The sequence below is a fragment of the Aminobacter sp. P4_D5 genome (genome assembly GCF_056401815.1).
On sequence record NZ_JBFUIP010000033.1, the window covers coordinates 15,221 to 29,767 of the forward strand.

At 62.1% G+C, this 14,547-nt stretch carries 13 protein-coding genes; 8 read left to right on the top strand and 5 right to left on the bottom strand.

What is annotated here, in order from left to right:
• Positions 1-40 precede the first annotated feature (40 nt).
• Entirely contained in the window at positions 41-2,068 is a 2,028-nt protein-coding gene (gene rpoD / locus AC1DWF_RS09910; protein WP_476841641.1) for an RNA polymerase sigma factor RpoD, read from the top strand.
• Positions 2,069-2,124: 56 nt separating this feature from the next.
• Entirely contained in the window at positions 2,125-2,382 is a 258-nt protein-coding gene (locus AC1DWF_RS09915) for a putative hemolysin (protein ID WP_476784867.1), read from the top strand.
• 7 nt (positions 2,383-2,389) lie between these two features.
• On the opposite strand, the gene AC1DWF_RS09920 is transcribed toward AC1DWF_RS09915, so the two are convergent.
• Together AC1DWF_RS09920 and AC1DWF_RS09925 are read right to left on the bottom strand one after the other, a co-directional pair.
• Positions 2,390-3,049 carry a methyltransferase family protein gene (locus AC1DWF_RS09920; protein WP_476784868.1) on the bottom strand — a complete coding sequence of 220 codons (660 nt, stop codon included), beginning with the start codon at positions 3,047-3,049 and terminating at the stop codon, positions 2,390-2,392.
• A gap of 107 nt (positions 3,050-3,156) precedes the next feature.
• Positions 3,157-5,319: a right-handed parallel beta-helix repeat-containing protein gene (locus AC1DWF_RS09925; protein WP_476784869.1), complete on the bottom strand. Its 2,163-nt coding sequence runs from the start codon at positions 5,317-5,319 to the stop codon at positions 3,157-3,159.
• 449 nt (positions 5,320-5,768) lie between these two features.
• Between AC1DWF_RS09925 and AC1DWF_RS09930 the strand changes: the two genes are divergently transcribed.
• On the top strand, positions 5,769-6,224 hold the full coding sequence (locus tag AC1DWF_RS09930; RefSeq protein WP_476841642.1) for a hypothetical protein: 456 nt from the start codon (positions 5,769-5,771) through the stop codon (positions 6,222-6,224).
• A 76-nt stretch (positions 6,225-6,300) separates the two neighbouring features.
• Here AC1DWF_RS09930 and AC1DWF_RS09935 read toward each other — a convergent pair whose 3' ends face one another.
• Positions 6,301-6,726: a VOC family protein gene (locus AC1DWF_RS09935; protein ID WP_476782210.1), complete on the bottom strand. Its 426-nt coding sequence runs from the start codon at positions 6,724-6,726 to the stop codon at positions 6,301-6,303.
• Positions 6,727-6,795: 69 nt separating this feature from the next.
• Here AC1DWF_RS09935 and AC1DWF_RS09940 point away from each other — a divergent pair, with 69 nt between their 5' ends.
• From AC1DWF_RS09940 to AC1DWF_RS09960, 5 genes are all read left to right on the top strand, one after another.
• Positions 6,796-7,404 (top strand): TetR/AcrR family transcriptional regulator, encoded by a 609-nt coding sequence (locus AC1DWF_RS09940; RefSeq protein WP_476782209.1) that lies wholly within the window; start codon positions 6,796-6,798, stop codon positions 7,402-7,404.
• 325 nt (positions 7,405-7,729) lie between these two features.
• Entirely contained in the window at positions 7,730-10,216 is a 2,487-nt protein-coding gene (locus tag AC1DWF_RS09945) for a PIG-L family deacetylase (protein ID WP_476782208.1), read from the top strand.
• Between the two features lie 172 nt (positions 10,217-10,388).
• A complete protein-coding gene (locus tag AC1DWF_RS09950; protein ID WP_476841643.1) occupies positions 10,389-12,011 on the top strand; it encodes an ABC-F family ATP-binding cassette domain-containing protein in 1,623 nt (540 codons plus the stop codon).
• Between the two features lie 382 nt (positions 12,012-12,393).
• Complete coding sequence (locus AC1DWF_RS09955; protein ID WP_476782206.1) at positions 12,394-12,984, top strand: VOC family protein; 591 nt, start codon at positions 12,394-12,396, stop codon at positions 12,982-12,984.
• A 17-nt stretch (positions 12,985-13,001) separates the two neighbouring features.
• Positions 13,002-13,694 (top strand): glutathione S-transferase family protein, encoded by a 693-nt coding sequence (locus AC1DWF_RS09960; protein ID WP_476782205.1) that lies wholly within the window; start codon positions 13,002-13,004, stop codon positions 13,692-13,694.
• A 49-nt stretch (positions 13,695-13,743) separates the two neighbouring features.
• Here the strand turns inward: AC1DWF_RS09960 and AC1DWF_RS09965 are convergent, their stop codons facing one another.
• Both AC1DWF_RS09965 and AC1DWF_RS09970 read right to left on the bottom strand, forming a co-directional pair.
• Entirely contained in the window at positions 13,744-14,034 is a 291-nt protein-coding gene (locus AC1DWF_RS09965; RefSeq protein ID WP_476789039.1) for an HlyU family transcriptional regulator, read from the bottom strand.
• Between the two features lie 122 nt (positions 14,035-14,156).
• Entirely contained in the window at positions 14,157-14,450 is a 294-nt protein-coding gene (locus AC1DWF_RS09970) for a GYD domain-containing protein (protein WP_476782203.1), read from the bottom strand.
• Positions 14,451-14,547: the final 97 nt, after the last annotated feature.

Here is a 14,547-nt window from a genome sequence, read left to right on the forward strand (position 1 = left end):
AGAGTTTAAGCGGCTGACGGGCCGCCTGGAGAAGCGAAGAATGGCGACAAAAGAAAAGGAAGAGGTCGAGACTGAACGCGAAGGCGCCCCAGACGGACCTTTGCTCGACCTTTCCGATGACGCTGTCAAGAAGATGATCAAAGTCGCGAAGAAGCGCGGCTATGTCACTATGGACGAGCTGAATTCGGTGCTGCCCTCGGAGGAAGTGACCTCCGAACAGATCGAAGACACCATGTCGATGCTTTCCGATATGGGCATCAACGTGGTCGAAGACGACGAGACCGGCGAGGAAGCCGAAGGCGAAAAGAGCGAGTCGGACGCCGAAGAAGACGCCAACGAGCTGGCCGAGCAGACTGGCACGGCTGTTGCTGCGACCACGACCAAAAAAGAGCCGACGGACCGCACCGACGATCCCGTGCGCATGTATCTGCGCGAAATGGGTTCGGTGGAGCTTTTGTCGCGCGAAGGCGAAATCGCCATCGCCAAGCGCATCGAGGCCGGCCGCGAGACGATGATCGCTGGTCTTTGCGAAAGCCCGCTGACCTTCCAGGCCATCATCATCTGGCGCGACGAACTCAACGAAGCAAAAATCCTGCTGCGTGAGATCATCGATCTCGAAGCGACCTATGCCGGCCCCGAGGCCAAGCAGGCGCCAGTGGTCGAGCGCGTCGACGAAGACGCCAAGGCCAAGACCGACGACAAGTCGCGTCGCGGTGGCCGTGATGAAGAAGACGACATCACCAATGTCGGCGCCGACACCCGCGGCGAAGAAGATGACGAGGAAGATGACGAGGCAAGCCTGTCGCTGGCTGCCATGGAAGCGGAACTGCGTCCGCAGGTCATGGAAACCCTCGACGTCATCGCCGACACCTACAAGAAGCTGCGCAAGCTGCAGGACCAGCAGGTCGAGAACCGTCTCGCTGCTGCCGGCACGCTGTCGCCGAGCCAGGACCGTCGCCTCAAGGAGCTGAAGGACCAGCTCGTCAAGGCGGTGAAGTCGCTGTCGCTCAACAACGCCCGCATCGAGGCACTTGTCGAGCAGCTCTACGACATCAACAAGCGCCTGGTGCAGAACGAAGGCAAGCTGCTGCGTCTCGCCGAAAGCTACGGTGTGCGCCGCGAGGAGTTCCTGCGCGAGTATCAGGGTTCGGAACTCGATCCGAACTGGACCCGTTCGATCGCCAACCTGTCCAGCCGTGGCTGGAAGGAGTTCACCAAGAACGAGAAGGATGCCATCCGCGACCTGCGCGCCGAAATCCAGAACCTCGCCACCGAAACGGCGATCTCGATCCTGGAATTCCGCAAGATCGTCAATCAGGTGCAGAAGGGCGAGCGCGAAGCAGCGATGGCCAAGAAGGAGATGGTGGAAGCCAACCTCCGTCTCGTSATCTCSATCGCCAAGAARTACACSAACCGCGGCCTGCAGTTCCTGGAYCTGATCCAGGAGGGCAATATYGGCCTGATGAAGGCYGTCGACAAGTTCGAGTACCGTCGCGGCTACAAGTTCTCGACCTATGCGACTTGGTGGATCAGGCAGGCGATCACGCGTTCGATCGCCGACCAGGCCCGCACTATCCGCATTCCGGTGCACATGATCGAGACGATCAACAAGATCGTCCGGACATCGCGCCAGATGCTGCACGAGATCGGCCGCGAGCCGACGCCGGAAGAACTGGCCGAAAAGCTCGCCATGCCGCTCGAAAAAGTGCGCAAGGTGCTGAAGATCGCCAAGGAGCCGATTTCGCTCGAAACGCCTGTCGGCGATGAGGAGGATTCGCACCTCGGCGACTTCATCGAAGACAAGATGGCGATCCTGCCGATCGACGCGGCGATCCAGGCCAATCTGCGCGAGACGACCACGCGCGTGCTGGCTTCGCTCACSCCGCGCGAGGARCGYGTGCTGCGCATGCGYTTCGGCATCGGCATGAACACCGACCAYACGCTSGAAGAGGTCGGCCAGCAGTTYWMSGTSACSCGCGARCGYATYCGSCAGATCGAGGCCAAGGCGCTGCGCAAGCTCAAGCAYCCSAGCCGCTCSCGCAAGCTAAGAAGCTTCCTCGACAGCTGAGGATGGATTAAAAGAAGCCCGGGCAAAACCCGGGTTTCTTTGTTTTGGAGGGTGTGATGCGACAGCTTGTGAAAACAGCGACGGGCCTTGCCGCACTTTCATTTGTGATGATGGGTGCTGCTGCTGCTCCGGTGCAAAACCCTATCGGCATGGCCAACCCCGCTTCGGTTCATTGCGGCAATATCGGCGGACGTTCCGAGATCACCAAGGACAGCGCCGGCAACGCGTTGGGTTACTGCCATCTGCCTGATGGACGGATCTGCGAGGAATGGGCGCTGTTTCGCGACAAACAATGCGTTGCGCCGAAGGAGTGAGCGCCGCTCAAAAGAGGCCGGGTACGAGGCGCCAGGTACGGCTGACGTAGGCGTCGTATTCGGCGCCGAAATGTCCGCGCAACAGGCGTTCCTCCGACGCGATGCGCGCGAGCAGGGGCAGGAGGGTCAGCGCGGTCAGCACCAGGCCCACGCCTGAGCGGAAGACGAGCGCCCAGCCGAGCGAATTGACCAGCAGGCCGAGGTAGCTTGGATTGCGGATGACGGAATAGATGCCTGACGTGACCAGCCTGTGGCCCGGCTGGATTGCGACCAACCCGCTGAAACGATTGCCAAGCACAAAGACCGGCCACAGTCGCAGGATGCCGCCTGCGGCAAACAGGGCGACGCCGATCCACCGGATGGTGTCGCCGCCGATGGTCCAGACGTCGAGGCGGTCGGTGTAGGCGGGCAGGAAAACATTGAGCAGGGCGATTACGCCGAAGGCCGCAAGCACCCAGCGGTCGGAGCGGTCTTCCCGTTCGCCGGGGCTGAGATTTGCGTTGCTGAAAAGGGCGACTACCCACAGAACGATGGTGATGATGACGGCTGCGGTGCGCGCCGGATTTGAAAAGTACGCACTAATTCCACCAGCGCCGACAATCGCGAGCCCCAGGCTGACCAGCGTGCTTCCGACGGCAAGCAGGACAAGTTTTGGGGCAAGCGTCACGGCGGCCTCCGTTTCCGGCGCCGCCACTTATAGCAGAGCGCGCAGGCAACTGCGATTTTCTGCCATGGGGTGGCCCTCGCGAACGATGTCGCGAGGGCCGGTCATCATCACTTGCAGGAGGTCATCAGCTTGCTGGCGACGAGTTCGTTGCCATTGAGCGTCAGGACCGAGCCGGCACTCTGGGTCAGCGACGTGGCTGACCACTTGCCCTGGTCGGCGAGACAATTGAGTGGCGTGCCGACAACGGTGACGTCGCCGCGGATGTTCTCGGCCGGGCCGGAGAAATAGAGCCCGGCCTTGGCGGCATCTATGACCCGCATGTTGCCGAAGTCGATGTCCTTCACCGGACCGCCCAGGAATGACCACTCGCTGCCATAGATGAAGGCACCGTAGGTGCCAGCATTGGTGATGGTGACATCCTTGAAGCTGATGCCGGCGACCGGGTTGAGGAAGATGCCGGCGTTGCGCGTGCCGTCGACCTTGAGCCCGTCGACACGTACATTGGTGGTGACGGCCTCCTCAGGCAAGGTGCTGGAGGTGACGAGCATCAGCCCGTTGACCCCGCCCTTGAGCGTCATGTCGGTGATGGTCACATCGGAGGTGCCCTGAAGCACCACCAGATCCATGTCGAGCCCCTGCGCGGAATTGTCGATGGTGACCTTGTTCATCTCAACGTCGTTGGCTGCGACGAGCAAGATGCCCTCGCGTCGGGACTTGGAGATGGTGACATTGTCGATGGTGATGTCGTTGGCCGCGTTGGTGATGACAGGTGGCCAGCCTTTGTCATTGATACGGCTGCCGGCGAAGATGCCGTAGGTGACGCTGTCGATCACGGTATCCTGCACCGTGAGCCCGCTGGTGCCGAGCGCGCTGATCGCGGCAAAGGGTGCCAGGTTCGGCTTGCCCACCGCGAATTCGCAAGCGGTGTTGTTGTCACAGATGTAGAGGTCGTGGATGGAAGCGCCTGCGATGGTTGCGCCAGCCACGTTGTCGAGGCGGATGCCGTCGCCGGCGGTCTTCGAAATGTCCACGTTGCGGATCGATATGTTCGAGGTGCCATTGCTCGCAATGCCCGCGAGCCCGCCTGAAATGGCGAGGTTGGCGACCTCGCTGCCGGTGCCCATGGTTACGACGTTCGCAGTGGGATTGAGACCCCTGAGTGTCGTCGCTTGGCCGTCATTGCGGAAAGCGGCCACAAGCCGGCTGTTGGCGCCGCGCACAGCGATCGAACCGCCGCCGCCGAGCATGTGCTGATCGGCGCCGAGCAGCAATGTCTGGCCGAGCGAGATGCCGCCATTTGCCAGCACAAGCGCATTGGTGCCGGCGGTGGTGAGCGCCTCGTTGATAGCCGCGGCGTCGCCTGTGGCGGCCGAGATGCTGACGACTTTGCCGATAGCGTTTCCATTCGAGACGAATTCCGCCGCCTCGACAGCGCCCGTAGCACCAGCATGGGTGCGGACGAAATCGGCCCGCTCGACGCGCTGGAACATCGGGTCGAAGGCTGCCTTGCTGTTGCTGTTGCCGCCAAGGGGCACACGCAGGCGGGCGGTGAAGCCAAACTCCGTGCGGTCTTCGTTGTCGTATGAAACCGAGGTGCCAAGCGACAGCGTCGAGCCGGAAACGCCGGGCAGGCCGGCGAAGGTGAGTTCGGCGCGTGCCTTGACGCCCAATGTGTCGTCGATGCCGTCGCCCTCATACCAGTAGCTGCCGCCGAAAACCTTCATCTGGGCTTTCATGTCGTCGGGGAAGATCGGAACGCGCACGCCTGCTTCGATGTCCGCGCCGCCGCGCGCGACTTCGCGCCCGCCCTGGAACTTGAGCTCATTGCCGGAGATGAAGGCACGGCTCAGGTTTTCGACCTGCTTGGCGTCGGTCAGCGGCAGGTAGACGTTGGTGCGCGCCTCGAAGCTGTTGCCGATGACTTCCGCGCCGAAGGACAGCTGGTGGAAGCTATTGCCGAGGTCGCTGTTGAAGATGTCGAGATAGCCATAAGCGCCGAGCAGCCAGTCATTGCCGTAGCGGTGGCGGTAGCCCATGCCGAACGACGCCTGCCGCGCCGAGCCTTCGATAAAGCTGCCGCTGGCATCGAAGAAGACGCCGTCGCCGCTGTCGAGCAGGAAGGGCATGAAGATGCCGAGCCCGCCATCACCTTGGCCGTAGGCGAGGTTGCCTTCAAATTCGATGATGGGCTGTTGGGCTTGCGCAAGCGCATAGGAGGAGAGAGCGGTGCTGGAGACCAGCGCCGCTGCAAACAGGCTTGGGAATTTCATGATGGTACTTGCGATTCCGTTTGAACGACCGCGAGGTACAATACATGATTAAAAGAGTCTAGTTATTGACGTCATGCGGCTGTGGACGGAATTTCCTCTAACATTTCAATAAGATATCTCTAATGGATCGAAAGCTTGCATTCTTGCTGCGCAAGCCCTTGCGGACGCTGGGGTATGGGCGGCAGATGCGGAGGCTGCGGCGTCCTGGTAGGGCAATTTGGCAATCGGTAGGGCCAACATTGATTGCGGCGCTGCGCTTCCCAAAGCAAAAAAGGGCAGCCAAGGAAACGACCAATCGCTAATAAGCCTCGTTCATCATGCGTTCAAGACGCGGCTTTTAACGTCGATCAGCACAACGAACCAAGGACATATATCCAGTGTCAATCGCCCACACCCTTACGATGCGGACGGCTTTCGCATCCATTTGCGTCGCTGGTCTTGCTGCGACCGTGTCGACGTTCACCCCCAGCCCTGCCTCCGCTCAACAGCAGCGCCTGGTCCGCTGCGCATCGGAAGGTGGCACATGTCGGCTGCCGTTCCCGGCTGAAGTCGTCTACGGCGCGCAAGGCAGGACCACATCGCGCTTTATCGATGAACCGGCAGTGCGCTGCTCAAATCGCGTATTCGGCGACCCGGCACCGGGCCTGCGCAAGGAGTGCTACATCGTGCAACGCGGCAGAGGCGGTCGCGACAATGGTGGCGAATACGGTGAACCTCGTCGCAACAGGTGGGTTGTTTGCGCAAACGAGAACCAGTTCTGTGACTTCTACGGCCGCAAGCGCGTTCGCTACGGGACGATCGGACAATATGAAGAAGGTGTCTTCCGCGACGGCGTCGACTGCGACAACGATACGTTCGGCGACCCGGCGCCCGGCACCCGCAAGCGTTGTTATGTTCAGGACTAAGCCTGCGGGCCGGCTGTGAAGCCAAGATCGAGACTTTCAACGGAGGCGCCTCATGGCGCCTCCGTTTTCGTTTGCGTCAGGCGTCAACCGTATCCGGCACATACAGCGCCAGGAACTCGGGGCTCGGCGGGATTGGCGTGATGACGTCGATCAGCACGCCGTTGGGATCCCTGGTGATGAAGTGGCGCTGCCCGAAGTCTTCATCGCGAAGCGAGCGCAGGATCGGCAGCCCTTCGGCAACGAGCCGTTCATGCACGGCATCGACATCCTTGACCTCGAAATTGATCAGCAGGCCGGCGACCCGCCCACGCCCCTCCTCGGGGATCGTCTCGTGGTCGCCCTGGACGATGGCGAGATCGACGCGCCTGTCTTCCGTCGACCGCAGGTGGACATACCAGCCGGCGTCAAACTCCGACGCGAAGCGGAAATGCTTGATGTAGAAAGCGGCGGTGCCGGCGACATCGCCGGTCATAAGCACGGGATAGTAGCTGGTCGTTTTCATGGCTTTCCTTCTCTCCTCAATCAACAYACAGTCTGCATGTAAATGTGAATTAACATACAGGCTGCATGCATGCAAGTGAAAACAGAGCGCCGCTCCAACCGCGACCGCACCGAGGCGACGCGCGGCGACCTGATCGCTGCCGCGCGCAGGCTGTTCACCGAAAAATCCTATGCCGAGACGGGCACACCGGAGATCGTGGCGGCGGCCGGCGTCACGCGCGGCGCGCTCTATCACCACTTCAGCGACAAGCAGGCGCTGTTCGCCGCAGTTGCCGAACAGGAGGCGAGCGCCGTCGCCGAAGAGGTCGAACGCGCGGCGCCCACGGCCCTTGGCGCGCGCGAAGCACTTCTGGCGGGCACCGAAGCCTATCTCCGGGCGATGCAGGTGCCGGGACGCACAAGGCTGTTGCTGCTCGACGGCCCGGCGGTGCTCGGCCGCACCGGCATGGACGCCATCGACGACCGCCACGGCAACCGCACTTTGCGCGAAGGGCTGGCAGCGACAATGCGGGCAGGCGCGATGCGCAAGCTGCCGCTCGATGCGCTCACCGGATTGCTCGCCGCCACATTCGACCGTGCCGCACTGGCGATCGACGCGGGCGCTTCGTTCGACGACCAACTCGCGGTGATCGCCGCTGTCATCGACGGGCTGATGAAGGCGTCGCCGAAGCAGGCGTAGGCGACGTGTCTTCGCACAAACCTCTTTGATCCAGTTCCTTGCCGATGGCGGGCCAGGGCGGGAAGCCTATGCGGCCATTGGCATGAGCGCCCAGCAAGCCGGCCCAGTGCGAAACCACGATTCAGCAAGGCAAATGGGCGCAGATTTCATGTTCTTCGCGCTCGGTTCTCCTCTTCAAACAGCATTTGCTCAAATACATAAACTTACTTGAGTTATTTTATTTGGCTGGCCATAGTCTGCTTGGCTGGCCCCTGAGGCTGGCGGAGGCGCCCAAGGGAGGGGAGTTGCCACCCAAGGCGCCGCCTGATCACGAGAGGAGATCTTCATGACGACGATGACCCGGCGATTGTTCATCGCATCGCTGCCACCCGCCTTGCTTGCCATGCGTACGGCAGCGCACGCCGCGCCCGCTTCCGACCTCGAGCTTATTGCTCGGCAGAAGCTTGAGCCGGCAATCGTAACGCTTCATCGCCGTCTCGAACGCCTGACCTCGACGCTGACCTTCATGACCACCGGCGCACATCCCGATGACGAGCCGAGCGGGCTGCTGGCAGCACTCCGCCATGTCTATGGCATCCGCCCGGTGCTTTATTGCATCACCCGCGGCGAGGGCGGCCAGAACAGCATTGGCGCCGAGCGTGGCTCGGTCCTTGGCGTGTTACGCACCCGCGAGATGCAGGAAGCTTCGCGTTCGCTCGACGCCTCGCTCGCCTTCGGCGGACGCGGCCATTCCGACTCGGTGCACGATTTCGGCTTCTCCAAGGATCCGAACGACACCATTGACCGCTGGGGCCGGGACCGCGTGGTCGAGCGCATGACCTGGGCATTCCGCCAGTACAAGCCCGACATCGTCATGAATTGCTTCCTCGACGTGCCAGGGCAGCACGGCCAGCACCGGGCAGCCGTCGTCGCGACCTTCATCACAGCGGACATCTCCGGCGACGCCAAGGAGTATCCCGAGCAGATCGCCGCCGGCCTCGACCCCTGGGACGTGCCAAAGATCTATTCGCCCGCTTATGGCGGCGGGGGCGGGGTGTACGACGACGAAACGCCGCCGCCGCCCACCACGCTGACGGTGAAGGCACCTGAACGCGACAAGATCTCGGGTGCCACCTTCCCGCAGATGGGCGAGTGGTCGCGGTCGTGCCATCTGACCCAGGGCATGGGCAAGTGGCGCGCTGAACCCCAGACCGAATGGCAGCTGCATCTAGCGCGCGTCGCCCAAGGCGAGCGGGCGACAAGCGAGGTCGACATCCGCGATGGCCTGATTGCCACTGTCGGCGACATGGCGGCTATGGACGGCATGCCAGGCTCCGTTGCGGATGCGCTGCGCAACGCGCAGGGGCTGATCGACGAGGCTATCGCCGATTATGGCGACCCGGTCGTGGTGGTGAACAAGGCTGTCGAAATCGGCAAAGCCATCGACGAAGCCCACAAGCAATTGCCTCAAGAGTTCCGCGCCCTTGTCGCGCACCGCCTCGAGCGCAAGGCGCGCGAGGTCGATCTGGTCCTGGCAACCGCGTCGGGCATGCATGTCCGTGCCTTCACCGAAGGTGGGGACCTCAAGCCGGGCGATACCATCACCATCAAGACGCTGGTCGAGGCACCTGAAAGCGTGGTGGTGGAATCAGCCGAGATCATCGCGCGCAAGGGGCTGACTGCCAGCAACGACCAGCTTTCGGTGGCAAGCGATGCTGAGCTCACCAACCCGCTGACCGAGCAGTTCGACCCGCTCGGCGGCAATGGTGACGCCTTCGTGCGGCTGACTGTGAAGATCGGTGACCGGTCGGCGGTGCTCGACGTCGATCTGGAGGATGCGCTCAGGGTTCTTCCCTCGGCCTCGCTGGAGCTGAAGCCCGACGCGGTGGTGTTCAACACGGCCGCCGATCTGGCGCCTGTCGCCATGACCGCGACCGTCACTAACGCCAAGGTCGGCGACCTCAAGATCGACCTGCCCGAGGGCTGGGCGCTGAACCCGTCAGGCGAAGCGTCGGACAATTCGGGCACCTTCGACCTGCAGCCACCTGCAAAGCCCGTCGAAACGCGCTTTGCCATCGAGCCCAAGCTGCTCGGCACGGACGCGTATGCGATCAACACCTTCACCTATCCGCATATCGGCCGCTCCGTCGTGCCGACCAGGGTCTCGGTTCCGGTGCAGACCGTAGGTGCTGAGCTGACCGGGTTGAAGGTCGGCTACATCAGCGGCGGCAACGACAAGGTCGGGCTGTGGATGAAGCGGCTTGGCATCGATGTCGTGGAGCTTAGCCCCGCCGACGTCGAACAGGGCACCTACCGCGATCTCAAGACCATCGTTGTCGGCATTTTTGCCTTCGGCAAGCGCAAGGATCTTGCCCGGGCCGTGCCCGAACTGCACAAATGGGTCAAGGATGGCGGCCATCTGGTGACGCTCTACCATCGCCCGAGCGATGGCTGGGATGCCGAGAAGGTGCCGCCGCTGTTCCTCAAGATCGGCTCGCCCTCGATCCGCTACCGCGTCACCGACGCCAATGCAGAGGTCGATATCCTCGAACCGAAACACCCGTTGTTGAACAAGCCCAACAAGATCGGGCCGGAAGACTGGGCGAACTGGGACAAGGAACGCGGGCTCTATTTCGCATCCGAATGGGACAAGGCCTACAAGCCGCTTCTGGCGATGAGCGACAAGGGCGAAGACAAGCTCAACGGTTCGCTGCTGTCGGCCGAGATCGGCAAGGGCCGCCACACCCATACAAGCCTGGTGCTGCACCATCAGCTCGACAAGCTGGTGCCCGGCGCCTTCCGCCTGCTCGCCAATCTGGTGCAGCCGGCATAAACGATGATCAAAGGCCCCGGCGCTCTGCCGGGGCCTTCCCACCACCAAGTCTGGGCGCCTGTGACATCGCTAGCCCTTGCGCGCCAAGGCACCGGATGCTTTAGGAGCGAACTCTTTTACGGGCGCAACTGATGACGTAGTGACCCGACAAATCCTCTGGGTCCTACAAAACATGATTCGTCTCGAAAACATCGGCAAGCAGAACGGTAAGCAGATCGTGTTTATCGAGGCCTCCGCAGCGCTCCAGAGGGGCGAGAAGGTCGGCCTCGTCGGCCCAAACGGTGCCGGCAAGACCACGCTCTTCCGCATGATCACTGGCCAGGAGCAGCCCGACGAGGGTCAGGTCTCGGTCGATCGCGGCGTCACCATTGGCTATTTCAGCCAGGATGTCGGTGACATGGCTGGCCGCAGCCCTGTGGCGGAAGTCATGGACGGCGCTGGCCCGATCGGTTCGATGATCGCCGAGATGCGCGAATTGGAAGCCGCGATGGTCGACCCCGATCGCGCCGACGAGATGGACCAGGTCATCGAGCGTTATGGCGAGGTGCAAGGGCGCTTCGAGGAACTCGACGGCTACTCGCTCGACGGCCGGGCGCGCGAAGTGCTCGATGGCCTTGGCTTCTCGCAGGAGATGATGGACGGCGATGTCGGCGCTCTGTCCGGCGGCTGGAAGATGCGCGTCGCGCTCGCCAAGATCCTGCTCATGCGCCCCGACGCTCTTTTGCTCGACGAGCCGAGCAACCACCTTGATCTCGAAAGCCTGATCTGGCTCGAAGCCTTCCTCAAGGGTTATGACGGCGCGCTTTTGATGACCTCGCACGATCGCGAGTTCATGAACCGTATCGTCAACAAGGTCGTGGAAATCGACGGTGGTTCGCTGACCGCCTATTCTGGCGACTACGAGTTCTACCAGCAGCAGCGCCTGCTGGCCGACAAGCAGCAGCAGGCGCAGTTCGAGCGCCAGCAGGCCATGCTSKCCAAGGAAATCGMCTTCATCGARCGTTTCAAGGCGCGCGCTTCGCACGCAGCCCAGGTGCAGAGCCGGGTCAAGAAGCTCGACAAGATCGACAAGGTCGAGCCGCCCAAGCGCCGCCAGACGGTGTCATTCGAGTTCCAGCCGGCACCGCGTTCGGGCGAGGACGTGGTCACGCTCAAGAACGTGCACAAAAGCTATGGCAGCAAGACCATCTATGAAGGCCTTGATTTCCAGGTCCGCCGCAAGGAGCGCTGGTGCATCATGGGCATCAACGGCGCGGGCAAGTCGACGCTGCTGAAACTGGTGGCCGGCGCTTCCAAGCCCGACGACGGCACGGTCGCGCGTGGTCCGAGCGTCAAGATGGGCTATTTCGCCCAGCATGCCATGGACCTGCTCGATGGCGACCGCACAGTGTTCCAGCAGCTTGAAGACACGTTCCCGCAGGCGGGCCAGGCGCCGCTGCGCGCGCTCGCCGGCTGCTTCGGCTTTTCCGGCGATGATGTCGAAAAGAAATGCCGGGTGCTGTCGGGAGGCGAAAAGGCGCGGCTCGTGATGGCGATCATGCTGTTTGATCCGCCGAACCTTCTGGTGCTCGACGAGCCAACCAACCATTTGGACATCACCACCAAGGAGATGCTCATCACGGCGCTGTCGCAGTATGAGGGCACGATGCTGTTTGTTTCGCACGACCGCCACTTCCTGGCGGCTCTTTCCAATCGCGTGCTGGAACTGACGCCCGACGGCATCCACACCTATGGCGGCGGCTATACGGAATATGTCGAGCGCACCGGCCAGGAAGCCCCCGGTCTCCGCAGCTAAGCTCGAACGCCGAGACACCCGATTGTCCGAATTGGCGCCAATGCTGCGCCTGCAGCCGAGGCTCGGCTGTTTTCTGGCATGCGTTTCGAAATTGAACTAGTATTTGCGAGGTGCGATGCCGCCGCGTCGCGGACGATGAACGTCCGGCAACGACAGGCACGGCCAAGGATGACGAATGCACGGCGCCAATCAAGGTGCGGCTTCACTTGCCAGGCCCAGCGGCGTCGCCATTGGTCGCCGGAATCTCGCCGGCGACTGGCGGCCGGCGCGCCTTCGCCTGATGTTTGCACCTGCTGCAGACCGACGCCAACGCCGGGCCAGCGCCATGTCCTCGATCCCTGTAACGACATTCGTGCTGCACTGATGCCAACGGAGGATGGCAATGCGAAAGCTCCAGGCCCAAGGCGTACATCACATCACCCTTGTCGGCGCTGACCGGAACACCTCGATCGATTTCTGGGAAGGCCTGCTGGGCATGCCTTTCATCTTCGAGCAGCCCAATCTCGACAAGGCGAGCGAAAGCCACCTCTATTTCGATCCCGGCGACGGCCGCCTCATCACCATCTTCACCGACGAGAACCGCAAACCCGATCCGAAGCGGACGCCGACCGACATTGGCTGCGTGCATCACATCGCCTTCGCGGTCTCGCGGGTGACATTCCTGCAAGCCGTCGCGCGCTTCGACGAGCGCGCCATCAAGCACAGCGGCGTCAAGGATCGCGGCTTCATGGATTCGATCTATTTCGAAGACCCGCTCGGTCTTCTGATCGAGCTCGCCTCCTACCGGTTCGACCCTCCGGCGGGCCACACCCATGCCGACGTGCTGATGGAGGCCCACAAGGTCAGGGTCGCCCGCGGCGATTACAACATCGCCGAAATCCATCTGGCGGACGCCATCGAGGCGCTCACCGAGCGCAGCCGGTTGACCTTGTCGGCCGGGCGGGAGCCCAAGGATCCTTATCGCAACAACTGAAGCCGGGAGAAGCTGATATGGCCGACATCAAGCTCAACGTCATCAAGCCAAGCGTCAACAACATGAGCGCGCGGGTGTTCCTGCGCGCCTCGGGTCTCGGCTTCACCGAAAAGGACGTCTTCGGCCAGACCCGGACGCCCGAATATCTCGCGGCATGCCCGGCCCATCTCACGCCGATGATCGAAACCTCCGAATTGCCCAACGGCGTGTTGTGGGAGAGCTGCGCCATCATGCAATATCTCTCTAACAAGCATGGGCTGGAAAACCTTTATCCCAGGGATCCCGAGCGGCGTGCGATGATCGACAGCGCCATGTTCTACCTCATCGGCACCTTCTATCCCTATCTGGCGCGCGCCACCTACCCGGCACTCAACTTTCCGCAATATCCTGGTGAAGTCGGCCATAGCGACGCCGATGCCCCGACCAAGGAAAAGGCGCGCCAGGCGGCTGTCGAAGCCCTCGCCGAGCCGCTCGACGTGTTCCGCTCCTTCTATATCAGGGACCAGCCCTTCATCGGCGGCGACAGGCCGTCCATCGCCGACATCAGGCTTGCCGCGACCTTGGAATTCCTCGCCGTCATCGACTATCCGTTGCCAAGCTGGGCAAAGGCCTATGTCGCGGCAATGGAGAAATCTCTGGGCGACGCTTACACCGAACCCGCCAACGACGTGCGCGGCTACATCGGCTACGTCAGGTCGCAGAGCGCTTGATCGGCATGATGGAATGGCAGTGTGACGACTAATCCGGAAACAATCCGCCTTAGCCGAACATGCGCTCGCCCTGCTCATCGACGAGCTGGCGGCCCTTGGTCAGCGACACTTCGACGGCGTCGTCGAGTGCCGCGAAACGGTCGGCGCGGATGAATTTGTGTTCCTTGACGACACCGCCGACATCCTTGGAAACCACGCCGCAGGTCTGGAACTGGCCGCCTTCCTTGTAGGGCATCGCCTTGATGGCAAAGCCCTTGTATTCGATCTCCTTGGCAACCGTAGGCGCTGCCGTCTCAGCAGTACCGCCGCCACCGCCAAAAAGCCTCTTCAGAAACGACATCTGGTTCTTCCCGTTGTTTTTCCGAAGCTTAGACGCTTGCCTTGTTGCAGTCGAGGCGTTTTGAATTCGACGCAGCCTGAGTGCACGCGAGATGCGTGCACCTGACTTCTTCGCAACTCGCTTTATCCGAGCGAGGCGATGATTTCGCGGTAGGCGAGTTCCGGGAAGGCCTTCAGCGTGCGCGTGCGTACATTGCCGCCTTGGCCGAGGATCAGCGCAAAGCGCGCCGCAACGGCGTCATCAGGCGCTTCGGCTACCGCCACCATGTCGAATTCGCCCATGGTCAGGTAGAACTGCTTGAACGAGCCGCCCATGTCGCCGAGTAGCTTCTTGGCCGCATCGAGCCGCTTGGGCGACGACCGCACCTCGCGCACGCCCTGGTCGGTCCATTTCATCAGCATGATGTATGTCGTCACGGCACACCTCCCTCCGGCGCCACGGAGCACGGCTCATTCGCCGGGGGCGGGCATCCGGGTCATCGCCCTCAAATGCATCCACCAAGGGAGTATCCTC